Annotated in this window: 22 protein-coding genes; 14 read left to right on the top strand and 8 right to left on the bottom strand. The window is 73.7% G+C overall.

Annotated elements, in window-relative coordinates:
- Window positions 1-130 precede the first annotated feature (130 nt).
- From ABZ117_RS28655 to ABZ117_RS28645, 3 genes are all read left to right on the top strand, one after another.
- Window positions 131-1198, top strand: coding sequence for a PP2C family protein-serine/threonine phosphatase (locus ABZ117_RS28655; protein ID WP_356824693.1), 1068 nt, complete (start codon window positions 131-133; stop codon window positions 1196-1198).
- A gap of 238 nt (window positions 1199-1436) precedes the next feature.
- Window positions 1437-2777: a transcriptional regulator gene (locus ABZ117_RS28650; RefSeq protein WP_356824692.1), complete on the top strand. Its 1341-nt coding sequence runs from the start codon at window positions 1437-1439 to the stop codon at window positions 2775-2777.
- A gap of 54 nt (window positions 2778-2831) precedes the next feature.
- Complete coding sequence (locus ABZ117_RS28645) at window positions 2832-3368, top strand: NUDIX hydrolase (protein WP_356824691.1); 537 nt, start codon at window positions 2832-2834, stop codon at window positions 3366-3368.
- On the opposite strand, the gene ABZ117_RS28640 is transcribed toward ABZ117_RS28645, so the two are convergent.
- Both ABZ117_RS28640 and ABZ117_RS28635 read right to left on the bottom strand, forming a co-directional pair.
- Complete coding sequence (locus tag ABZ117_RS28640) at window positions 3365-3625, bottom strand: hypothetical protein (protein ID WP_356824690.1); 261 nt, start codon at window positions 3623-3625, stop codon at window positions 3365-3367. The two genes, ABZ117_RS28645 and ABZ117_RS28640, sit on opposite strands and share 4 nt — an antisense overlap.
- 194 nt (window positions 3626-3819) lie before the next feature.
- Entirely contained in the window at window positions 3820-4695 is an 876-nt protein-coding gene (locus ABZ117_RS28635) for a 3-hydroxybutyryl-CoA dehydrogenase (RefSeq protein WP_356824689.1), read from the bottom strand.
- Between the two features lie 177 nt (window positions 4696-4872).
- Between ABZ117_RS28635 and ABZ117_RS28630 the strand changes: the two genes are divergently transcribed.
- Window positions 4873-6135, top strand: coding sequence for a family 10 glycosylhydrolase (locus ABZ117_RS28630; RefSeq protein WP_356824688.1), 1263 nt, complete (start codon window positions 4873-4875; stop codon window positions 6133-6135).
- Window position 6136: 1 nt separating this feature from the next.
- On the opposite strand, the gene ABZ117_RS28625 is transcribed toward ABZ117_RS28630, so the two are convergent.
- Together ABZ117_RS28625 and ABZ117_RS28620 are read right to left on the bottom strand one after the other, a co-directional pair.
- Window positions 6137-6337: a DUF1918 domain-containing protein gene (locus ABZ117_RS28625; RefSeq protein WP_356824687.1), complete on the bottom strand. Its 201-nt coding sequence runs from the start codon at window positions 6335-6337 to the stop codon at window positions 6137-6139.
- Window positions 6338-6357: 20 nt separating this feature from the next.
- On the bottom strand, window positions 6358-7272 hold the full coding sequence (locus ABZ117_RS28620) for a DMT family transporter (protein WP_356824686.1): 915 nt from the start codon (window positions 7270-7272) through the stop codon (window positions 6358-6360).
- On the opposite strand from ABZ117_RS28620, the gene ABZ117_RS28615 reads away from it, so the two are divergent.
- Window positions 7271-8734 carry a PLP-dependent aminotransferase family protein gene (locus ABZ117_RS28615; RefSeq protein ID WP_356824685.1) on the top strand — a complete coding sequence of 488 codons (1464 nt, stop codon included), beginning with the start codon at window positions 7271-7273 and terminating at the stop codon, window positions 8732-8734. The two genes, ABZ117_RS28620 and ABZ117_RS28615, sit on opposite strands and share 2 nt — an antisense overlap.
- 402 nt (window positions 8735-9136) lie before the next feature.
- A complete protein-coding gene (locus ABZ117_RS28610) occupies window positions 9137-9730 on the top strand; it encodes a histidine phosphatase family protein (RefSeq protein WP_356824684.1) in 594 nt (197 codons plus the stop codon).
- Here the strand turns inward: ABZ117_RS28610 and ABZ117_RS28605 are convergent.
- Together ABZ117_RS28605 and ABZ117_RS28600 are read right to left on the bottom strand one after the other, a co-directional pair.
- Entirely contained in the window at window positions 9712-10155 is a 444-nt protein-coding gene (locus ABZ117_RS28605; RefSeq protein ID WP_356824683.1) for a DUF6314 family protein, read from the bottom strand. The two genes, ABZ117_RS28610 and ABZ117_RS28605, sit on opposite strands and share 19 nt — an antisense overlap.
- Before the next feature lie 126 nt (window positions 10156-10281).
- On the bottom strand, window positions 10282-10728 hold the full coding sequence (locus ABZ117_RS28600; protein WP_356824682.1) for a carboxymuconolactone decarboxylase family protein: 447 nt from the start codon (window positions 10726-10728) through the stop codon (window positions 10282-10284).
- A gap of 252 nt (window positions 10729-10980) precedes the next feature.
- Between ABZ117_RS28600 and ABZ117_RS28595 the strand changes: the two genes are divergently transcribed.
- The 8 genes from ABZ117_RS28595 (at window position 10981) to ABZ117_RS28560 (ending at window position 20092) form a co-directional block, all read left to right on the top strand.
- On the top strand, window positions 10981-13572 hold the full coding sequence (locus ABZ117_RS28595; RefSeq protein WP_356824681.1) for a YfhO family protein: 2592 nt from the start codon (window positions 10981-10983) through the stop codon (window positions 13570-13572).
- Window positions 13566-14516: a glycosyltransferase family 2 protein gene (locus tag ABZ117_RS28590; RefSeq protein ID WP_356824680.1), complete on the top strand. Its 951-nt coding sequence runs from the start codon at window positions 13566-13568 to the stop codon at window positions 14514-14516. The genes ABZ117_RS28595 and ABZ117_RS28590 overlap by 7 nt, the downstream gene beginning before the upstream one ends.
- Window positions 14516-14980: a GtrA family protein gene (locus ABZ117_RS28585; protein ID WP_356824679.1), complete on the top strand. Its 465-nt coding sequence runs from the start codon at window positions 14516-14518 to the stop codon at window positions 14978-14980. The genes ABZ117_RS28590 and ABZ117_RS28585 overlap by 1 nt, the downstream gene beginning before the upstream one ends.
- 293 nt (window positions 14981-15273) lie before the next feature.
- A complete protein-coding gene (argC, locus tag ABZ117_RS28580; RefSeq protein WP_356824678.1) occupies window positions 15274-16302 on the top strand; it encodes an N-acetyl-gamma-glutamyl-phosphate reductase in 1029 nt (342 codons plus the stop codon).
- Window positions 16299-17450 (top strand): bifunctional glutamate N-acetyltransferase/amino-acid acetyltransferase ArgJ, encoded by a 1152-nt coding sequence (argJ, locus tag ABZ117_RS28575; protein ID WP_356824677.1) that lies wholly within the window; start codon window positions 16299-16301, stop codon window positions 17448-17450. Before argC ends, argJ begins: the two co-directional genes overlap by 4 nt.
- Window positions 17447-18346 (top strand): acetylglutamate kinase, encoded by a 900-nt coding sequence (gene argB, locus ABZ117_RS28570; protein ID WP_356824676.1) that lies wholly within the window; start codon window positions 17447-17449, stop codon window positions 18344-18346. The genes argJ and argB overlap by 4 nt, the downstream gene beginning before the upstream one ends.
- Entirely contained in the window at window positions 18343-19539 is a 1197-nt protein-coding gene (locus ABZ117_RS28565) for an acetylornithine transaminase (protein WP_356824675.1), read from the top strand. Before argB ends, ABZ117_RS28565 begins: the two co-directional genes overlap by 4 nt.
- A 7-nt stretch (window positions 19540-19546) precedes the next feature.
- Window positions 19547-20092 carry an arginine repressor gene (locus tag ABZ117_RS28560; protein WP_356824674.1) on the top strand — a complete coding sequence of 182 codons (546 nt, stop codon included), beginning with the start codon at window positions 19547-19549 and terminating at the stop codon, window positions 20090-20092.
- A gap of 203 nt (window positions 20093-20295) precedes the next feature.
- On the opposite strand, the gene ABZ117_RS28555 is transcribed toward ABZ117_RS28560, so the two are convergent.
- On the bottom strand, window positions 20296-21099 hold the full coding sequence (locus ABZ117_RS28555; RefSeq protein ID WP_356824673.1) for an FAD:protein FMN transferase: 804 nt from the start codon (window positions 21097-21099) through the stop codon (window positions 20296-20298).
- On the bottom strand, window positions 21092-21574 hold a 483-nt coding region (locus ABZ117_RS28550; RefSeq protein WP_356824672.1), incomplete at its 5' end, for an FMN-binding protein. The genes ABZ117_RS28555 and ABZ117_RS28550, both read right to left, overlap by 8 nt.

The following is a 21574-nucleotide window of genomic DNA, read 5'->3' as shown; positions in this document are numbered from 1 at the left end:
CGAGTCTCACTCGTTCGGGTGGGAATCGCGGATGATCCGGTCCCACCGGTTCATCCCGTCGACAGAATCGGACCGGCCTCACGGGGCCGGTCCGTCTGCTCTGTCAGGGCCCATATGGGGGACCAGAGGCATGATCCGCATCAAGGCACGCGCGCCCACCGCGCGAGGAACCGTACTGCCCACACTCTGGGGAGCCGTCGCCGTCGGCTACCGATACGGCTGCCCGCTCGCCCGGCAGGACGGGCTCGGGGCGCGCCTGGTCACCAGCGCCGTGTTCCTCGCCGTCGGCACCGCCCTCATCTTCCATGTCCGGCGCGCCCCGCTGCGGGAGCTGCGGTTCGCCCGGCGGGCGGCGTGCGCCGCGCAGAGCGTCGTCCTGCGTCCGCTGCCGCCCTGGCTGGACGGGCTCAACGTCGGCGCCGCCCAGCTGTCCGCCGACCGGGGCGCCAGTGTCGGCGGCGACCTGTACGAGGCCATCGCCACCGAGCACGGGGTGCGCGTGGTGATGGGGGACGTACGGGGGCACGGGCTGGCCGCCCTCGGCACCGTCGCCGCCCTCCTCGGCAGCTTCCGCGAGGCCGCCCACGACGAGCCCCGACTGGGCGGGGTGCTGCACCGGCTGGACCGCACCCTCGGCCGCCATCTGCGCGAACGCGCCCGCGCCGAACACCCCGCGTGCGGCGTCCCCGCCCCCGACAGCCCGGTCGCCGAGGAGTTCGTCACCGTCCTGCTCCTGGAGATCGACCGGGACGGCACGCTCCGCGCCCTCAACTGCGGCCATCCGTGGCCGTACGTGCTGCGGGGCACGAGGGTCGAGCCGCTCACCCGCACGGATCCGCTGCCGCCGCTGGGCCCGTTCCCGCCGCCCGCGGAGCCGGCGCCCCGGTCGTGCGGCCGGCTGCTGCCGGGGGAGTCCCTGGTCCTCTTCACGGACGGCGCTCAGGACGCCCGGGACGGCCGGGGACGGTTCTTCTCCCTGCCGGACGTGCTCAGCGAGGCCGTGCGCGACCAGCCGGCCTCCCCGCAGACGGTGCTGCGCACGGTCTTCGGCGCGCTGCTGCACCACACCGGCGGGAGACCTACGGACGACGTCGCGCTCCTGGTCCTGCGCAACGACCGGAAGGACAGACGGCCGCCGGGCGCGCGGGGAGCCGCCTGCCCGGCTTCGACACGTCCGCAGCCGACGACGCGCCGCTGACGTCCGGGGCGCCGCTGAGCTCCGGGCGCCGCTGGCGTCCGGGGTGCCGCCCGGCCGGGCCGCCGCTGTCTGAGGGGGAGCCGGCGGCCCGGCCGGTCTCTCGCGAGGCAGCCCAGTGAACCGGCGCGGCCCCCGCGGCGACAGCGCGTGCGCCCCGCCGACGCGGGCACTGCGTTCACACCCCGTGTGAAGGCGGACCCACTACGCTGACGGCACCAGGTCACTCGGGGGGCATCCCATGCAGCCCAATACTCTGCTCGACGCCATCCTGGACGAGGCGGGGATCTCGCACGCCGGTCTCGCCGCCCACGTCAACCAGGCGGGACGGGCCCGCGGTCTCGCGCTGCGCTACGAACACACCGCCGTGGCCCGGTGGCTGAAGGGGCAGCGGCCCCGCGGCCAGGTGCCCGACCTGATCTGCGAGGTGCTGGCGGCACGGCTGCACCGGCCCGTCACGCTCGACGACATCGGCCTCGGGGTGCCCGGCGGGCCGAGCACCGCGCACACCGGTTCCCTCAACGGGTTCGTGGAGCGGGCCACCGCGTTGTGGCGGTCCGACGAGCAGCAGCGGTCCCACGTGCTCGGGGCGCCCGCCGTCACCGGGACCCCGGCCGTGATGCCGGTGTGGGAGTGGGAGAACCCGCCCGAGGACGTCGACGTCTCGCGGGGCGGCCGGCACGCGGTCACCGCGTCCGACATCGAGATGCTCCGGGCCGCCCGCGCGCACTACGAGCAGATGTACCGCAAGGCGGGGGGCATCGCGACGCGGAGCCGGGTCGTCGGCTTCCTCAACGCCGAGGCCGCGCCGCTGCTGCGCGGCGGTTACACCGACGCCACCGGTCGTCAGCTGCACCGGGCGACCGGCGGGCTGGTGGCGATCGCGGGCATCTGCGCGTACGACTCCGACGCGCACGGGCTCGCCCAGCGCTACTTCCACCAGGCGCTGCGCCTGGCCAAGGCCAGCGGAGACCGGGGCCTGGGGGCGTACGTGATCGCCCTGCTGGTCAACCAGTCGCTGTTCATGCGGGAGTACCGGCAGGCCGTCGCCTTCGCCGAGGCCGCGCTGCGCACCGCCGGCCGGCACATCACCCCGGCGCTCGCCTCCGACCTGTACGCGATGCAGGCCAAGGCGTACGCGCACCTCGGGGACAGCGGCAGCGCGCTGTTCTGCATCCGGCGCGCGGAGACGGCGGCCGGGCGGATCCGGCGGGGGCACGAGCCGGCCGAGACCGGGTACGTCCAGCCGGGGCTCGTCAACGTGCAGGTGGCCGAGGCGCTGCTCAGTCTCGGGGACCTCAGCGGCGCCCGGGAGCACGCGGCGGCGGCCGTCGACAACCCCGCGCACGACCGGGGGCGGGTGCACCGGCTGGCGATGCTGAGCACCATCGAGCTGCGCCGGGGCAACGCCGACCGGGCGGCGGCCACCGCCGTGCAGATGGCCGAACAGGCCCGCGGCATGGAGTCCCAGCGGCTGCGGGACAGACTCCGCGCGGTGCGCGACCATCTGCTGCGCTGCGGCTCGGCCGGCACCGCCGAGGCCGCCGAACTCATCGACGGAGCACTGCGCGTGCCGCTGTAGGCGCACCGTCCCTGCTGCGATATTGCCACTTACTCAGCGGAAGGTGGCAATACCGTGCAGTGGACGAAACAGAACGAACAAACCGTGTATGAGAACCGCTGGTTCAGCGTCAATCTCGCCGATGTGAAGCTGCCGGACGGCCGGCACCTCGACCACTTCGTCATCCGGCTGCGGCCCGTGGCGGTGGCGACGGTCGTCAACGAGGCGAACGAGGTGCTGCTGCTGTGGCGGCACCGGTTCATCACCGACAGCTGGGGGTGGGAACTGGCCGCGGGTGTCGTCGAGGACGGCGAGGACATCGCGCGCGCGGCGGCCAGGGAACTGGAGGAGGAGACCGGCTGGCGGCCGGGGCCCCTGCACCACCTCATGAGCGTGGAGCCGTCCAACGGCCTCACCGACGCCCGGCACCACATCTACTGGTCGGAGCGGGGCGAGTACGTCGGACACCCCGTGGACGACTTCGAGTCGGACCGGCGGGAATGGGTCCCTCTCAAACTCGTCCCCGACCTGATCGCCCGCGGGGAGGTCCCGGCCGCCAACATGGCGGCCGCGTTACTCCTGCTGCACCACCTCAGGCTCGCCCAGGACTAATGGGCCGTCAGCGCCTGCCAGAGCGTCGCCGCGAGCGCGCCCAGCGCGGTCAGTGCGGCGAGCGAGGGCAACGGCCAGCGCGTGTGTTCCAGCGAGGCCAGCCGGGAGTTCAGCTCGTCCAGTTCCTTGGCGGTCTCCTCGGTACGGTGACGCAGCAGCGCCAGTCCGCCCTCGACGCGGGCGTAGGCCACGTCGAGGCGGCGCCGTAACTCTGCGAGTTCTCCATGGATCACGGGATGCTCCGGATCGACCGTCACGGGTCCGTTCCTCTCGGTAGTCGAAATGGATGGTTCCGCTTCCCTTGCGGGCGCATGGAGAGTCAACTCGCCTGGTGGGCGCGTGGGGAGCGTGTGCGAGCGGCATATGCGTGCCCGGCGCGCACACGGTGTGTGAAACGGACGGGCCCGGCACCGTTTCCGGTGCCGGGCCCGCAGGGCGTCGCTCTCGGTGATCAGCCGTAGGTGTAGAAGCCGGAGCCGGCCTTCCGGCCCAGCCGGCCCGCCTCGACCATGCGCTGGAGCAGCGGGGGAGCGGCGTACAGCGGCTCCTTGTACTCGGCGTACATGGAGTTGGCGATGGAGACGATGGTGTCCAGACCGATCAGGTCGGACAGCTTCAGCGGGCCCATCGGATGGGCGCAGCCCATCTCCATGCCGTTGTCGATGTCCTCGCGGCTCGCGATGCCCGACTCGAACATCCGGATCGCAGACAGCAGGTACGGCACGAGCAGCGCGTTCACCACGAATCCGGAGCGGTCCTGGGCGCGGATGGCGTGCTTGCCCAGCACCTTCTCGGCGAAGAGCTGGGCGCGGCCGAGGGTGCCCTCGGAGGTGGTGAGCGCCGGGATCAGCTCGACCAGCTGCTGCACCGGGGCGGGATTGAAGAAGTGGATGCCGACGACGTGGTCCGGCCGGGACGTGGTGACCGCCAGTTTCACCAGCGGGATGGAGGAGGTGTTGGAGGCCAGGATCGCGTCGGGCCGGGTCACCACCTGGTCGAGCACCTGGAAGATCTCGGTCTTGACCTGCTCGTTCTCGACGACGGCCTCGATGACCAGATCCCGGTCGGCGAACTCGCCGAGGTCGGTGGTGAAGCTCAGGCGCGCCTGCGTGGCGTCCCGGTCCTCCTCGGTGATCTTGCCGCGTTCGGCGGCCTTGCCGAGGGAGTTGAACAGCCGGGTGCGGCCGATCTCCAGGGCCTCGCCGGTGGTCTCGGCGACCTTCACGTCCAGTCCCGCGCGGGCGCACACCTCGGCGATGCCCGCGCCCATCTGGCCGCAGCCCACGACCCCGACGCGCGCAATGTCTCCCCCTGGGATGCCCGTCACATCGTCCCCTTCGCTTCTCCGGCTCGCTCGGCAGGCCGCCGGGTTCGGTGCCTGCTCCGATCGTGCACGTTACCGCCAAGTATCGATGATCGATCGCCCGGGTGGGGGCATTCTGGAGCGCGGAACGATCCGTGACGAGGCGGATCCGAAGGGTATGGGGGTGTGCGGATGGGACGCATGTCACGGCGGACCTTCACGCTGGCCGCGCTGTCCACACTGGCCACGGCAGGGGGCGGCGTCGCGAGTGCCGGGACGCAGGCCGCCGTCCCGGGGCCGGGCGCGCACCCGGCGCCGTACCGTCCGCCGCGCACCGGCGCCGAGATGCGCGGCGTCTGGCTCGCGACCGTCGCCAACCGGGACTGGCCCTCCCGGCCCGGCCTCCCGGCGAGCACCCAGCGCAAGGAGCTGATCGCCCACCTCGACCACGCGGAGCGCCGCCGGCTCAACACGGTCATCTTCCAGGTGCGGCCCACCGCCGACGCCCTCTGGCCGTCGCCGTACGAGCCCTGGTCCGAGTACCTGACCGGTACCCAGGGCGGGGACCCCGGCTGGGACCCCCTCGGCACCGCCGTGCGGGAGGCCCACGCCCGGGGCCTGGAACTGCACGCCTGGTTCAACCCGTACCGGATCGCCAACCACACCGACCCCGGCCGGCTGACCCCCTCCCACCCGGCCCGCAGGCACCCTGACTGGGTGGTGCCCTACGGCGGCCGGCTGTACTACAACCCCGGCCTGCCCGAGGTCCGCGCCTTCGTGCGGCGGGCCATGCTCGACGCGGTCGCCCGGTACCCCGTCGACGCCGTGCACCTCGACGACTACTTCTACCCCTATCCCGTCGCCGGCCAGACCTTCGACGACGAGGACGCCTACGACCGGTACGGCGGCGCCTTCCCCGGCCGGGCCGCCTGGCGGCGGGACAACATCGACAAGCTGGTGCGGGAGACGGCGGCGGACATCCGGCGCGTCCGGCCCGGCACCCGGTTCGGGATCAGCCCCTTCGGCGTGTGGCGCAACGCCTCGACCGACGCGCGCGGCTCCGAGACGCGGGCGGGCGTGCAGACGTACGACGACCTGTACGCGGACACCCGCAAGTGGGTCCGCGGCAACTGGATCGACTACATCGTGCCGCAGCTGTACTGGCACATCGGCTTCGCCGCCGCCGACTACGCCGAACTCGTGGCCTGGTGGGCGGAGGTCGCCCGGGGCACCCGGACCCGGCTGTACGCCGGCGAGGCCCTGTACAAGGCGGGTGCCGCCGGGCAGCCCTCGCCCTGGCAGGACCCGGTCGAGCTGTCCCGGCACCTCACCCTCGCCGCGCGGTACCCGCAGGTGCGCGGGCACGTGTTCTTCGCCGCCAAGGAGGTCGCGGCGGACCCGGTCGGGGCGATGGCACGGGTGGTCGCCGACCACTACCGGCGGTCGGCGGTGCCACCGCGCTGACCTACTGCTGTGTCCGGTCCTGCGGATGACGGACCTCGCAGTCGGGGCCGGGGGACATCACGGCCTCCCGCCCGTCCGCGAAACGGACCCGGTAGGGCGGATTGCCCTCCTGACCCATCACTTCGACGACTTCCGTGACCTGGTCGTGCTGGCCGACCACCCTGCCGTGCTGGACAAGGCGGTCGCCCTTGGATGCGTGCATGGACGGGGCCCTCCTCACGATCACGACCGCTGTGTGACGGCGATGCACACGAGCACCGCGACGGCGGTCAGCGGAGCGGCCGCCGTGAAGCGCTCGCCCAGCAGCAGCGCCGACCACACCAGTGTGAGCAGGGGCTGCGCCAACTGCAACTGGCTGGCCCGGGGGACGCCGATGGCCGCCATCCCCCGGTACCAGACCACGAGCCCGAGGAACTGCGAACCCAGCGCCACCCACAGCAGACCGGCGATGCCGTGCCCGGTGAGGTGCACGGGCTCGTAGGCCAGCGCGAGCGCGGCGGCCGGCAGGCTGAGCGGCAGGCACAGCACGAGCGCCCAGCCGATGACCTGCCAGCCCGGCATGACGCGGGCCAGCCGGCCGCCCTCGGTGTAGCCGGCCGCGCACACCAGCAGGGCCGCGAAGAGGAAACCGTCGGCGACGGTCAGCGTGCCGCCGCTCTGGGCGAGGGTGAAGGCGATCACGGCCGCCGCGCCGGCGACGGCCGCCAGCCAGAACCGGCGGGAGGGGCGGACGCCGGTGCGCAGGGCCGAGAACACGGCGGTGGTCAGCGGCAGCAGCCCCACCACCACGGCCGCGTGCGCGGTGGTGGAGGTCTCCAGGGCGAGCGTGGTCAGCATCGGGAAGCCCAGCACCACACCGGCGGCGACCACGGCGAGACCGGCGAGATGGCGGCGGGCCGGGAGCCGTACCCGCAGGGCCAGCAGGCAGCCGCCGGCGACGACCGCGGCCAGGACCCCGCGCACCGCCACCAGGGACCAGGGGCCGAAGCTCTCCAGCCCCCAGGCGGTCGAGGGGAACGTGAGCGAGAAGGCGACCACACCGAGGGCGGCCTGGAGGGTGCCGAGTCCCCCGGACTCCTCCCGGGGAGCGGTGACTGCTATCGGGCTCGCCGTAGTAGCGCTACTCTGTGTTCTCATGCATCAGCGTAGCAGTGTGGCGGAACTGGCCGAACAGTTGCGGGGAGAACTGGACCGCTACCCGTTGGGTGGAAAGCTGCCGTCGAGCCGGGCGCTCGTCGACCGGTTCCGGGTGAGTCCGGTGACCGTCTCCCGGGCCCTCGCCCAGCTCGCCGCCGAGGGTCTCGTGGTCACCCGGCCCGGCGCCGGCGCCTTCCGGGCCCGGCCGCACCCCGCGCAGACCCCCGCCGGGGACACCTCCTGGCAGGAGGTGGCGCTGAGCGCCGACGGCGCCGCCGACCTCGTCCCCCGCACGGTGGACGCCGCCGGGGTCACGGTCTCGCTGGCCGCGCCGCCGCCCGGCGTGCTGGAGTTCAACGGCGGCTACCTCCACCCCTCCCTGCAACCGGAGCGGGCCATGGCGGCGGCCCTGGCCCGGGCCGGGCGGCGGCCCGGCGCCTGGGGGAGGCCGCCGCTGGAGGGACTGCCCGAGCTGCGGGAGTGGTTCGCGCGCGGGATCGGCGGGGCCGTCAGCGCGGCCGAGGTGCTGATCGCGGCGGGCGGCCAGGCCGCGCTGGCCACCGCCCTGCGCGCACTCGCCCCGCCCGGCGCCCCGGTCCTCGTGGAGTCCCCCACCTACCCGGGCATGCTCGCCCTGGCCCGCGCGGCAGGACTGCGCCCCGTCCCGGTGCCCGTGGACCCCGACGGGGTACGTCCCGGCCTGCTCGCGGACGCCTTCCAGGCCACCGGCGCCCGGGTCTTCGTCTGCCAGCCGCTGTTCCAGAACCCGACCGGCGCCGTGCTGGCACCCGACCGGCGCGCCGAGGTGCTGCGCATCGCCCGCGAGGCCGGCGCGTTCGTCGTCGAGGACGACTTCGTCCGCCGGCTGGTGCACGCCGACGCGGGACCGCTGCCCCGGCCGCTGGCCGCCGACGACCCGGACGGCGTGGTCGTCCACGTCGGCTCACTGACCAAGGCCACGTCACCGAGCTTCCGGGTCAGCGCCCTGGCCGCGCACGGCCCGGTCCTGGAGCGCCTGCGCGCCATCCAGGTCGTGGACAGCTTCTTCGTGCCCCGGCCGCTCCAGGAGGCCGCCCTGGAACTCGTCGGCTCCCCGGCCTGGCCGCGCCACCTGCGCGCGCTCTCGGCCGAGCTGCGCACCCGCCGGGACGCCATGACGAGCGCGCTCGCCCGGCAGCTGCCCGAGCTCACCCTGCCGCACATCCCCTCCGGCGGCTACCACCTGTGGCTGCGCCTGCCCGACGGCGGCGGCGCCTCCCCGGCGCTCGGCTCCGGGGCGGAGGCGGCGCTGGCCGCCGCCGCCCTGCGCGCGGGCGTCGCCCTGACCCCCGGCCGCCCCTACTTCAGCGCCGAGCCCCCCGCCGCCCACCTCCGCCTGAGCTTCGCCGCGGTCGCCGGCACGGGGGAGATCGCGGAGGGGGTACGGCGACTGCGGGCGGCCTGCGACGAGGTACTGGGCTGACCCGCTGGTCCCGGCGCGGCCGGACCGGTGAGGAGCACCGCGCGCACGGCGCACGCGGGACCGGCAGGCGCCGCGCGTGCGCGGGGTGACCGGCCACGCGCGTGCTGTCGGCCTGGCTCACGGACGGCTGCGTCGTCCCGTCCGTGCGTGGTGGGGGCATCGGCACGGTGTTCGCCGGGCGGGTCGGCGGCCACCGCGCGCTCCTCGGCGTGCGCGGGCTGCCGTTCGTGGCGCGGGGCGCCCACGGCGGTCGGCGGAAGCACGGATTCCGGGAACTGGACCGTCCCGGGGGGCGGATGGTTCACACCTTCCGGCAGGAAGCCGGGCAAAGCGACGTACCCCTTCGGTAACTCCCGGGTAACCCCCCTTGACCCGCCCCCCGGCGCGGCTCACCATCACCGCATGCCACTCAGGGTCACGTTCGTCGCCGCCGCGCGCAGTGCCTCCCTGCTCGCGGAGCGCTTCGAGGACGACCGGCCGCTGGACGGGGCCGGCTGGGACGACGTGCAGCGCGTCGCCGGGGACCTGCTGCCGCTGGCGGCGGCCGAGCTGCGCTACTGCTCGCCGACCCCGCGCAGCCGGGCCACCGGCGACGCCCTGGGGTACGCACCGCTGGTCCAGCCGGCGCTGCGGGACTGCGACATGGGCCGCTGGCGCGGACTGACGCTGGGCGAGGCGATGGCCCGGGAGCCGGCCGCGGTCGACGCCTGGCTGGCCGATCCGTGCTCCACCCCGCACGGCGGTGAGTCCCTGCTGGTGTTCATCTCCCGGGTCGGCGGCTGGCTGGACACCCGGCCGGCCGACGACGGCGGCCGGATCGTCGCGGTGGCCGAACCGTCGGTGATCCGCGCGGCCCTGGTCTACGCCCTCAAGGCGCCCCCGTCGAGCTACTGGAACATCGACGTCCGCCCGCTGTCCACGACCACCGTCACGGGCCGCGCGGGGCGGTGGAACCTCCGCTTCGACGGGGGCGGCGCTCAGTCCTCGCGCGCGTAGTCCGTGACGAGGAGCAGGTCCTTCGCCGGTCCGCCGACCCGCCACACCGTGCGCCAGTGGCCGGCGTCCCGCACGGTGAACTCGCCCCGGTAGAGGTCGGCCGCGCAGGGGTGGTCGGCCACGTACCGCCCGGAGGTCAGGTCCAGCGCGTGGAAGGGCCGCCCGTCCGCGAACCGCACGTCCGCCCGGCCCGGCGTGGGCCCCGGCAGGAACCGCAGGGTCCGGGTGGCCGGCCGCGCCACGCCCCGCCAGGTGAAGATGCCGGACTCGGTGTGCAGCAGCCCGCCGCCGTCCAGCGGGGCGAAGACGGTTTCCCCGGTGAAGTGGCCCGTGTCCCCGCTCGCCAGGTCCCGCACGCTGCGCTCGGCCCGCCAGCGTCCGGCGAGATGGGCCAGCAGGTCGGCCACGGGCCAGCACTCGTCCATCGTGTTCCCTCTCCGCCCGTCCCTCCGGGCCCGCCCCGTCGACGTGCTGATACCCCTCGGTCCTCACCGAAGCCGCCGGCCGGTGCACGTACACCTTCCCGGCGGACTCCGTCGCCTTCCCCGGGCTCAGGGAGAAGCAGGCGACCCGTCCTCGGGCTGCTGCCGCCCCGCCGGCAGCAGCCCGCGCTCGGCGAACACCTTCTTCGCTACGAAGGTGGCGTTCAGCGCCCGGGGGAAACCGCAGTAACCGGCCGAGTGCAGCAGCGCCTCCACGATCTGCTCGGGGGTGAGACCCACGTTCAGCGCCGCGTTGACGTGCACCTCCAGCTGGGCCTCGCAGCCGCCGAGGGCGGTCAGCATGCCCAGGGTGACCAACTGGCGGTCCCGGGGCGCCAGCTGGGGCCGGGCGTAGATCTCGCCGAAGCCCCACGCGACGATCTGGTGCCCCAGCTCGGGGCTGATGTCGGCGAGCGAGTCGACGACCCGACGGCCGGCCTCGCCGTCGACGGACTCCAGTACCTCCAGGCCATGGGCGAAACGCTCGTCACGGGTGGTGCTGTGCTGGTTGCTCATGACCCGAACCGTAGGAGGTGGAGCGCACTCCACGTCAAGCCCCGCGCGACGCCACGCCCGCCGGCCCCTGCTTCACCCCCGGAACACCCTCCGTAAATCCCCGGTTCTCCAGAACGGCGTGGAATTCACGCACTGTTCTCCTTGTGCGGAAGATACCGACCCACTTTTCGATGAGTGCACAACCATCGGGAAATCCCTCCCGTCTCACTCGGCGAAAACCGCGAAGTGAATTCCGCTGGGGGCCCTGCCGCAATGGACCGTCCGACCCCGCCCGACGTGCCGCGCCGGGCCGCCGCGCTGCTCGCCGCGGCCGTCACCCTCACGGCCCTGTGCGCCGGTGACACGCTGGCCCGCAGCTACCCCTTCGGCCCCCGCACACGCAGCGTCAACGACCTGGGCAACCAGTACGTGCCCTTCCACGCCCACCTGTGGGACCTGCTGCACGGCACGGCCGACGGCGGTCTCCTCGTCAACTGGCAGTCCGGTTACGGCACCAGCTTCCTGCCCGACCTCGGCACCTACCTCGGCAGCCCCTTCGCCCCGCTCGTCGCCCTCTTCCCCCGGGACCGGATCGACCTCGCCGTCTACGCCGTCACCCTCCTGAAGACCGCGTCCGCCGCCGCGGCCATGGCCTGGCTGCTGCTCACCCTGCGGCCCGGCCGCTGGTGGGCGGCGGCCCTGCTGGGCAGCTCCTACGCGCTGTGCGGCTGGAGCGTGGCCGACGCCTCCTACAACCCGATGTGGCTCGACGGCCTGATCGCCCTGCCGCTGCTGTGCCTGGCCGGGGAGTGGGCGCTCGACGGACGCCGGCGCGTCCTCGGCGTCCTGACCGTCGCCCTCGCCTGGACCGCGAACTTCTACACCGCCTACATGGCCACCCTCGGCGCCGCCCTGGTCCTGCTGCTGCGCCTGCTGCTGGCCCGTCCACCCCGCCGGCGAGCGCTCGCGGCGGCCGGCCGCGCCACCCTCACCACCGTGCTCGGCGTGGGCCTGGCCGCCCCGCTCGTGACGGTCGTCTACCTCGGCACCCGGCACGCCTACCCCGGCCGCGTGCGGAAGTTCGCGCCGGTCCCCGCCGAGGACATGGCGGCCCGGCTGCTCCCCGCCACCTACAACTTCGGCTCCCCGGCCCTCTACGTCGGCGTCACCGCCCTCCTCCTCGCCCTCGCCCTGCCCTTCCACCGGGCGGTCCCCGTACCCGTCCGCACCGGCTGGACCGCGCTGGTGCTCGCGGTGGCCCTCTCCCTCCAGTGGGGCCCCACCCACCTGCTCTGGCACGCCTTCGCCACGCCACAGGGCAGCTCCTACCGGCAGGCGTTCGTGCTGTGCGGGCTGCTGGTCCTCGCCGCCTGGCACGCCCTGGCCCACGGCCTCCCGGACCGGCGCGCCCTCGGCGCCGCGACCGCGCTGCTCGCCCTGATCACGGCCGTCGCGGCCCGCAGCAGCCTGGTGCGGGTCTGGACCTGGCCGGTGCTGCTGCTCGCCGTCGCCGGCTCGCTGGGCGGGCTCCTCCTCCTGGGCCGCCCCGGGCGGCGCGGCCGGCTCGCCGGGCTGGCCGTCGTCCTGCTCCTCGGCGCACAGTGCGGCGAGGCCGCCGCCACCTCCGCCGTCGCCGCCCGGCTGCGCCTGGGGCACCTGGACGACTACGCGCCCTGGGGCGGGCGGCAGGAACGGCAGGCGGCGGCGGTCGCCGGGGCCGACGGCTGGCCCCGGTACCGCACCGACCCCGGCCGCGAACAGACCGTCGGCAACGACCCGATGCTGGTGGGGGGTCAGGGCGCGGCCTACTACAGCAGCCTGACCCCGGACGTCCTCAGCCGCACCCTCACCGCCCTCGGCGGCGGCTGGACCTCGCGGGGCCGCAGCGTGCAGAGCCTGGACAACGCGGTCACGGACGTGATCTTCTCCGTCGGCGCCCGGGTGCACTCGCCGCCCGACCCGCACCGGACGCGTCAGCCGGGGGACGGCGGCCCGGTGACCGTGACCCGGCAGGACGTGCCGCCCCTGGTGACCGTCCGGGCCGCCGCCGACGCGAGGGCGTTCGGGCCGTCGCCGTACCGCAACCAGGAACTGCTGCTCGGCAGCCGCGTCTACACCGTGCCCCGCGTCACCGTCCACGACGACGGCGGGCGGCCGGTGCGGTCCGGCCGCGTCGGCACCGGCACAGCCGTGTCCGCGCCGACGCTCACCGCCCGGTGCCCGGCCGGCACCCAGGTCCACCTGTGGGCCCCGCGGTTCTCCGGCACCGCACGGCTCACCGGCGCCGGGAGCACGGTGCCGTTCCGCTACGTGTTCCCGCGCAACCGGGCCGCCATGGCACCCCTCGGCCGGGCCCCGGCCACCGGACGGGTCCGTGTCGAGCTGACCCCGGACCGGCCTGGGCGCGTCCCGGCCGGTGCCGTCGGCTGCCTGGACACCGCCCGGCTGCGCACCGCCGCCGCCCGGCTGTCGGCCACCGGCGCCACCGAGGTCACCGTCACCGGCGGCACCGTACGGGCCCGGCTGCCCGCCGGCAGCAAGGGCATCGCGGTCCTCGCCGTGCCCAGGATCGCCGGCTGGCGGTGCGCCGCGGGCGACGGCCCCGAGCGGCCCGCCGCCGGCTTCCACGGCCTGACCGCCGTACCGCTCGACACCCACTCCACCCGTGTGACCTGCACCTTCCACCCACCGGGCCTGCGGCTGGGCATGACGGCCGGGGCCGCCTCGCTGACGGCCCTCGTCCTGCTCACCGCCCTCACCGCCGTCCGCCGCCGCCGCGCCCGGGCACCGGCCACGACCACATCACCGCGCGAGCGCGTGACCACCGCTCTCCGACCGCGCCCAGGGGGAGACCCGCCATGCTGATATCGATCGTCGCGCCCTGCCACAACGAGGAGGACGTCCTCGCCCGCTTCCACGAGGAGGTCCAGCGGGTCGCCGAGGAACTGCTGCCGCTCGGCCACGACATGGAGTTCGTGTACGTCGACGACGGCAGCCGCGACCGCACCCTCGCCGTCCTGGAGCACCTGGCCACCACCGACTCCCGGGTGCGTTATGTCTCCTTCAGCCGCAACTTCGGCAAGGAGGCGGCCCTCCTCGCCGGTCTCCGGCACGCCTCGGGCGACTCGGTCGTCGTCATGGACGCCGACCTCCAGCACCCGCCGGAGCTGATCCGGCGCATGGTCGAACTGCGCGAGCAGGGCCACGACCAGGTCATCGCCCGGCGCACCCGCACCGGCGACGGGCTCGCCCGCACCCTGACCGCCCGCCTGTACTACCGGGTCGTCAACCGCCTCGTCGATGTCGAACTCGTCGACGGAGTCGGCGACTTCCGGCTGCTGTCGCGCCGCGTGGTGGACGCCGTGCTCGGCCTCACGGAGTACAACCGCTTCTCCAAGGGCCTGTTCGCCTGGGTGGGCTTCCCGAGCGTCACCTTCACCTACGGGAACGCGGCCCGCGGGGCCGGCCGCAGCTCCTGGTCGCTGCGCGGCCTGCTCAACTACGGCCTCGACGGCCTGCTGTCCTTCAACAACCGCCCGCTGCGCGCCGCCCTCTGGCTCGGCCTGGGCCTGCTGCTGTGCGCGGGCCTGTACACGGCCTGGATCGTGGGCGCGGCGCTCGTCAACGGTGTCCGGACGCCCGGGTATGTCACCATCATCACCGCGGTCACCGCGCTCGCCGGGGTGCAGATGGTCATGCTCGGTGTCATCGGCGAGTACACCGGCCGCATCTACTACGAGGTGAAGGGCCGCCCGCACTTCCTGGTGAAGGCGACCAACGTGGAACGGACGAAGGACCTCATCCCCTGATGCCGAGTCGCTCGCTGCCCCGCCAGATAGTGGCGTTCGCCGTGGTCGGTGTGGTGAACACGGCCACTTACTACGGGCTTTACCTGCTGTTCCTGATATGGCTGCCGTATCTCGCCGCGCACGCCCTGGCATTCACGCTCAGCATGACCGGTTCCTTTTTCCTCAACGCACGTTTCACCTACCGGACGCGGCCGACCTGGCGGAAATTCCTGTTGTTCCCGCTGACGAACGTGACCAATTTCCTGATCACGACGGCCGGGGTCTATGTGATCGCGGACATCCTCCACGCCGGCCACCGCTTCGCCCCCCTCCTGGCCTCGGCGGCGGCGATCCCGGTGACGTTCGTCGTGTCCCGCCGGGTGATGCTGCCGGGAGCGAGGCCCGCCACGACCGGCGACCGCGGCACGCAGACCGCCATGGCGGGCGACTCCAGAGAGGTCCGCGGCACCGCCGACGCCGCGTGAGCGGACCGCGGGCTCCGGGCCGCGCCGTGTCACGGCCCTTCGGTCGTGCCCGCGGCGGTACCACCGCGCGCCTGTCGCCCTGGACGCCACGACCGGCCGCCGGCCCGTCGTCCGAGCGCCAAGGTGACTCCTGGGGGTGCCATGCGGCAGATGTCCAGCGTGACGAGCACCCCCCAGTTCATCGACGACCTCCGGGACCTGCCGGGAGGGGGGGAGCTGACCGCACCGCGGGACAGCGCGTTGCATACTCCTGCATAGCTGCGTATAGTCATGCCATCCTGAGGAGGGTGGACATGGCGGTACGTGTGGCAGTGGCCGGAGCGAGCGGATACGCGGGCGGAGAGGTCCTGCGCCTGCTCCTCGCACACCCCGAGGCGGAGATCGGCGCGCTGACCGGCAACTCGAACGCCGGGCAGCGGCTCGGCGCGCTCCAGCCGCACCTGCTGCCGCTGGCCGACCGCGTCCTGACCGAGACCACGCCCGAGGCGCTCGCCGGGCACGACGTGGTCTTCCTGGCGCTGCCGCACGGGCAGTCCGCGGCCGTCGCCGAACAGCTCGGCCCGGACGTCCTCGTGGTCGACATGGGCGCCGACTTCCGGCTCGCCGACCCGGCCGACTGGGAGACCTTCTACGGCTCCCCGCACGCCGGGACCTGGCCCTACGGCCTCCCCGAACTGCCCGGCGCCCGCACCGCGCTGGCGGGGTCCCGGCGCATCGCGGTGCCCGGCTGCTACCCCACCGCCGTCACCCTCGCCCTGTTCCCGGCCTACGCGGCCGCACTCGCCCGGCCGGAAGCGGTGATCGTCGCCGCGTCCGGCACCTCCGGCGCGGGCAAGGCACCCAAGCCGCACCTCCTCGGCAGCGAGGTCATGGGCTCCATGTCCCCGTACGGCGTCGGCGGCGGCCACCGGCACACCCCCGAGATGATCCAGAACCTCAGCGGCGTCGCGGGGGAACGGGTCGCGGTGTCCTTCACGCCGACCCTCGCGCCGACGCCCCGCGGGATCCTCGCGACGTGCAGCGCCGCCGCGGAGGAAGGGGTGACCGCCGAGTCCCTGCGGGCCGCGTACGAGAAGGCCTACGCCGACGAGCCCTTCGTCCATCTGCTCCCCGAGGGCCAGTGGCCCGCCACCGCGTCCGTCCACGGTTCCAACGCCGTACAGGTGCAGGTCGCCCACGACGCCGCCGTGGGCCGCATCATCGCGATCAGCGCCATCGACAACCTGACCAAGGGCACCGCGGGCGGCGCCGTCCAGAGCATGAACCTCGCCCTCGGTCTCCCCGAGACCACCGGACTTTCCACGATCGGAGTCGCACCGTGAGCGTCACGGCAGCCAAGGGATTCACGGCGGCGGGCATCGCCGCCGGGATCAAGGAGAACGGCAACCCCGACCTGGCCCTCGTGGTCAACAACGGGCCCCGCCGTGCCGCCGCCGGCGTCTTCACCTCCAACCGCGTGAAGGCCGCGCCGGTCCTGTGGTCCGAGCAGGTCCTCGGCAGCGGCCAGGTCTCCGCCGTCGTCCTCAACTCCGGCGGCGCCAACGCCTGTACGGGCCCCAAGGGCTTCCAGGACACCCACGCCACCGCCGAGAAGGCCGCCGAGGTGCTCGGCCGCGGCGCCATCGAGGTCGCCGTCTGCTCCACCGGGCTCATCGGCGTGCTGCTGCCCATGGACAAGGTGCTCGCGGGCCTGGACACGGCCGCCGCCCAGCTGTCCGAGCACGGCGGTGAGAAGGCCGCCATCGCCATCAAGACCACCGACACCGTCCACAAGACCGCCGTGGTCAGCGGGGACGGCTGGACCGTGGGCGGCATGGCCAAGGGCGCCGGCATGCTCGCGCCGGGCCTCGCCACCATGCTGGTCGTCCTCACCACCGACGCCGACCTCGACAGCGCCACCCTGGACAAGGCGTTGCGCGCCGCCACCAGGGTCACCTTCGACCGGGTCGACTCCGACGGCTGCATGTCCACCAACGACACCGTGCTCCTGCTCGCCTCCGGCTCCGCCGGCGTCACCCCCGGGTACCCGGAGTTCGCCGAGGCCGTACGGCAGGTCTGCGACGACCTCGGCCGACAGCTCATCGGCGACGCCGAGGGCGCCGCCAAGGACATCAGGGTCGAGGTCGTCAACGCGGCCAGCGAGGAGGACGCCGTCGAGGTGGGCCGCTCCATCGCCCGCAACAACCTCCTCAAGTGCGCCCTGCACGGCGAGGACCCCAACTGGGGCCGTGTTCTCTCCGCGATCGGCACCACCCGGGCCGCCTTCGAGCCGGACCGGCTGAACGTGGCCATCAACGGCGTCTGGGTCTGCAAGAACGGGGCCGTGGGCGAGGACCGCGACCGGGTCGACATGCGCTACCGCGAGGTGCACATCGTCGCCGACCTCGCCGCGGGCGACGAGACCGCGACCATCTGGACCAACGACCTGACCGCCGACTACGTCCACGAGAACAGCGCCTACTCCTCATGAGCACTCGCAAGCACACGGCCCTGCCGAAAGCCCAGATCCTCATCGAGGCGCTGCCCTGGCTCACCCGGCACCACGGCAAGACCGTCGTCATCAAGTTCGGCGGCAACGCCATGGTGGACGAGGAACTGAAGGCCGCCTTCGCCAAGGACGTCGTCTTCCTGCGGCACGCCGGCCTCAAGCCGGTCGTCGTCCACGGAGGCGGCCCGCAGATCAGCGCCGCCCTCGACCGGCACGGCATCGTCAGCGAGTTCAAGGCGGGCCTGCGCGTCACCACCGAGGACGCCATGGACGTCGTACGCATGGTCCTCGCCGGGCAGGTGCAGCGCGAACTGGTCGGCCTGCTCAACCGGCACGGCCCGCTCGCCGTCGGCATCACCGGCGAGGACGCGCACACCATCACCGCCACCCGGCACACCCCCGAGATCGACGGCGAACTCGTCGACATCGGACGGGTCGGCGAGATCACCGCGATCGACACCGGCGCGATCGAGGCTCTCCTGGCCGACGGCCGCGTCCCGGTCGTGTCCTCCATCGCCCGCTCCCAGGACGACGGGCACGTCTACAACGTCAACGCGGACACGGCGGCCGCGGCGCTGGCCGCGGCCCTGGGCGCCGAGACCCTCATGGTCCTCACCGACGTCGAGGGCCTCTACGAGGACTGGCCGCACTCCGACGAGGTGATCAGCCGCCTCACCGCTTCCCAGCTGGAGAAACTGCTGCCGGACCTCAGCGCCGGCATGGTGCCGAAGATGGAGGGCTGCCTGCACGCCGTACGCAACGGCGTGACGACCGCCCGCGTCATCGACGGCCGGGTCCAGCACTCGATCCTGCTGGAGATCTTCACCGACGAGGGCATCGGCACCATGGTCGTGCCGGACGAACAGGGGGAGTCATGAGCAACCAGGAGCTGACCGGGCGCTGGCAGGGCGCGCTCATGAACAACTACGGCACCCCGCGCCTGCCCCTCGTCCGCGGCGCGGGCCTGAAGGTGTGGGACACCGACGGCCGGGAGTACCTCGACTTCGTCGGCGGCATCGCCACCAACGCCCTCGGTCACGCCCACCCCGCGATCGTCGAGGCCGTCAGCGGCCAGATCGCCTCCCTCGGCCACATCTCCAACTTCTTCATGGCCGAGCCCACCGTCACCCTCGCCGAACGGCTCCTCCAGCTCTTCGGCCGGGAGGGCCGCGTCTTCTTCTGCAACTCGGGCGCCGAGGCCAACGAGGCCGCCTTCAAGATCGGCCGGCTCACCGGGCGCACCCACATGGTCGCCACCGGCGGCGGCTTCCACGGCCGTACGATGGGCGCCCTCGCGCTCACCGGCCAGCCCGCCAAGCAGGACCCGTTCCTGCCGCTGCCCGGCGACGTCACCCACGTCCCCTACGGCGACGCCCAGGCGCTCGCCGCCGCGGTCACCGAGGACACCGCCCTGGTGATCCTCGAACCGGTCCAGGGCGAGAACGGCGTGGTCGTGCCCCCGGCCGGCTACCTCAAGGCGGCCCGCGCGATCACCGCCGCCACCGGTGCCCTGCTCGTCCTGGACGAGGTGCAGACCGGCGTCGGCCGCTCCGGGAACTGGTTCGCGTACCAGGCCCACGAGGGCGTGCTCCCCGACGTCGTCACCCTCGCCAAGCAACTCGGCGGCGGACTGCCCCTCGGCGCCACCGTGGCCTTCGGCCGGGCCGCCGAACTGCTCCGGCCCGGCCAGCACGGCACGACCTTCGGCGGCAACCCGGTCGCCTGCGCCGCCGGGCTCGCCGTCCTCGACACCATCGCCGACGAGGGCCTGCTGGACAACGTCAAGCGGCAGAGCGAGAGGTTGCGGGACGGCATCGAGTCCCTGAACCACCCGTTGATCGACCATGTCCGGGGCGTGGGCCTGCTCCTGGGTATCGTGCTCACCGGGCCGCGCGCACCACAGGTGCAGCAGGCGGCCCAGGAGGCCGGGTTCCTGGTGAACGCGCCCGTCCCCGACGTCGTACGGCTCATGCCGCCGCTGAACCTCCGCGACGACGAGGCGGGTGCCCTGCTCCAGGCACTGCCCGGCATCCTCGAGCAGGCCAATGGGGACGGACTATCCGGGGAATGAGACGACGATGAGCCACGCGCAGGACCACGAGCAGGCGGCGGGAGCCGGACCCGGCGTGCCGCAGACCCGCACCGCACGGCACGGCCGGATCGTGGACATCCTCAACCGGCAGCCCGTGCGGTCGCAGAGCCAGCTGGCGAAGCTGCTCGCGGACGACGGGCTGAGCGTCACGCAGGCGACGCTGTCGCGGGACCTCGACGAACTGAACGCGGTCAAGATCCGCAACGCCGACGGTGACCTGATCTACGCGGTGCCGAGCGAGGGCGGCTTCCGTACGCCGCGGGCTCCGCTGGGCGGGTCGGCTAAGGAGGAGCGGATGCGGCGCCTGTCGCAGGAGCTGCTTATCTCCGCGGAGGCCTCGGCGAACCTCGTGGTCCTGCGTACGCCGCCCGGCGCGGCCCAGTTCCTCGCCTCGGCGATCGACCAGGCGGAGCTGCACGACATCCTCGGCACGATCGCCGGGGACGACACGTTGCTGTTGATTAGCCGGGATCCGGGTGGGGGGCAGGCGTTGGCGGACCATTTGCTGCGGCTGGCCCAGAACAGCCACTGAGCGCTCCGCGGGGTGGCGGGAGGGGCGGCGGGGGTGGCGGCTCGTTGTCGGGTGCGGGTGCGGGTGCGGGTGCGGGTGCGGGTGCGGGTGCGTGGGGGCTGGTCGCGCGGTTCCTCGCGCCCCTGGGGTGGTGGCGGTTTGTTGTCGGGTGCGGGCCGTCGTGGGCCGGGCGCGCAGTTCCTCGCGCCCTGAGGGGGTGGGGGTCAGCCCAGTTTTGTGGGGAGGCCTGCTGTGCAGCGGACCTCGTCGCCTGCCGTGATCAGGAGGGCCTCTGTGTCGGGCAGGGACTCCAGCCAGGTCAGGGCGGCCCGTGAGCCCATGGCGAAGGCCGCGGTGGCCCAGCAGTCGGCCCAGGTCAGGCGTGGTCCGACCACGGTCACGGCGACCAGGTCGGTCACCGCCGGCCGGCCCGTGCGGGGGTCGATGATGTGCGCGCCCCGCTCCGCCGTACCGGACGTCGCCACCGACAGCTCCTCCGCTCCGGCAGCCGAGATCACCGCCGCCAGCCCACCGGGCCGCAGCGGATCGGCCACCCCGGCCCGCCAGGGCCGCCGCGGTTCCGGCGCGCCCAGCATCTGCACGTCGCCGCCCCCGTTGACGCTGACCCCGCACACCCCCTCGACCGCGCCGATCAGCCGCGCCGCCCGCTCGGCGGCCCAGCCCTTGACGATCCCGGTGGGGTCGAGGGAGCCCTGGTACCGGGTGCTGAACCATCCCTCGCTCACCCGTTCCGCCTCGGCCGCCAGCTCCAGTACCTCGGCCACCTCGGGAGCGCACCGGCCGACGTCCAGCTCACCGCGGGCCAGCCGGGACACCTCGCTGTCCTCCCGGTACGTGCTGAAGAGCGTGTCCGCCCGGTGCAGCCCGGCGACGGCCTCGTCGAGCGCCGCCCGGACCGCGCGGGGCGCCCCGCCACGGATGTCGAAGGAGAAGACGGTCCCCATGACCTCCTCCGCGTGACGCACCGCGGCGGGGGTCCGCGCCGGCCCGGTCACCGTGTCAGCCACCGGCCTGGTCCAGCGCGGACTGGAGCGACGTGCGGTAGCCCTCGCTGGTGTAGGTGGCGCCGGAGACGGTGTCGATGTGTGCGGTGCCGGTGGTGACGGCTTCCTGGTTGAGGCGGGGGACGGCGAGCTGGGTCTTCTGGTCGCTGAGGCCGCCCTTGGGGGCCTGGACCGCCTCGGCCTTGCTGATCTTCCCGTCGGTGACGGTGATCCGTACCTGTACGGTCCCGTACTGGGTCTGCGCAGCCTTCCCGGTGACCGTACGGGCCTGCGCCGAGCCGGTGGCGCCCGGGGACGCGGGCTTCATCCGGTCCAGCGCGGACTGGAGTGACGTGCGGTAGCCCTCGCTGGTGTAGGTGGCGCCGGAGACGGTGTCGATGTGTGCGGTGCCGGTGGTGACGGCTTCCTGGTTGAGGCGGGGGACGGCGAGCTGGGTCTTCTGGTCGCTGAGGCCGCCCTTGGGGGCCTGGACCGCCTC

The sequence above is a fragment of the Streptomyces sp. NPDC006309 genome (genome assembly GCF_040613095.1).
In the GTDB taxonomy this organism is placed as follows: domain Bacteria; phylum Actinomycetota; class Actinomycetes; order Streptomycetales; family Streptomycetaceae; genus Streptomyces.
The sequence above is the reverse complement of the archived record's forward strand: the minus strand, read 5'-3'. Positions and strand labels throughout refer to the sequence as shown.

Bases quoted from the DNA above. Each gene is read 5' to 3' on its own strand.
- ABZ117_RS28655 (WP_356824693.1), top strand. From the start codon at position 131: ATGATCCGCATCAAGGCACGCGCGCCCACCGCGCGAGGAACCGTACTG.
- ABZ117_RS28650 (WP_356824692.1), top strand. From the start codon at position 1,437: ATGCAGCCCAATACTCTGCTCGACGCCATCCTGGACGAGGCGGGGATC.
- ABZ117_RS28630 (WP_356824688.1), top strand. From the start codon at position 4,873: ATGTCACGGCGGACCTTCACGCTGGCCGCGCTGTCCACACTGGCCACG.
- ABZ117_RS28625 (WP_356824687.1), bottom strand. From the start codon at position 6,337: ATGCACGCATCCAAGGGCGACCGCCTTGTCCAGCACGGCAGGGTGGTC.
- ABZ117_RS28615 (WP_356824685.1), top strand. From the start codon at position 7,271: ATGCATCAGCGTAGCAGTGTGGCGGAACTGGCCGAACAGTTGCGGGGA.
- ABZ117_RS28620 (WP_356824686.1), bottom strand. From the start codon at position 7,272: ATGAGAACACAGAGTAGCGCTACTACGGCGAGCCCGATAGCAGTCACC.
- ABZ117_RS28610 (WP_356824684.1), top strand. From the start codon at position 9,137: ATGCCACTCAGGGTCACGTTCGTCGCCGCCGCGCGCAGTGCCTCCCTG.
- ABZ117_RS28605 (WP_356824683.1), bottom strand. From the start codon at position 10,155: ATGGACGAGTGCTGGCCCGTGGCCGACCTGCTGGCCCATCTCGCCGGA.
- ABZ117_RS28600 (WP_356824682.1), bottom strand. From the start codon at position 10,728: ATGAGCAACCAGCACAGCACCACCCGTGACGAGCGTTTCGCCCATGGC.
- ABZ117_RS28595 (WP_356824681.1), top strand. From the start codon at position 10,981: ATGGACCGTCCGACCCCGCCCGACGTGCCGCGCCGGGCCGCCGCGCTG.
- ABZ117_RS28590 (WP_356824680.1), top strand. From the start codon at position 13,566: ATGCTGATATCGATCGTCGCGCCCTGCCACAACGAGGAGGACGTCCTC.
- ABZ117_RS28585 (WP_356824679.1), top strand. From the start codon at position 14,516: ATGCCGAGTCGCTCGCTGCCCCGCCAGATAGTGGCGTTCGCCGTGGTC.
- argC (WP_356824678.1), top strand. From the start codon at position 15,274: ATGGCGGTACGTGTGGCAGTGGCCGGAGCGAGCGGATACGCGGGCGGA.
- argB (WP_356824676.1), top strand. From the start codon at position 17,447: ATGAGCACTCGCAAGCACACGGCCCTGCCGAAAGCCCAGATCCTCATC.
- ABZ117_RS28565 (WP_356824675.1), top strand. From the start codon at position 18,343: ATGAGCAACCAGGAGCTGACCGGGCGCTGGCAGGGCGCGCTCATGAAC.
- ABZ117_RS28560 (WP_356824674.1), top strand. From the start codon at position 19,547: ATGAGCCACGCGCAGGACCACGAGCAGGCGGCGGGAGCCGGACCCGGC.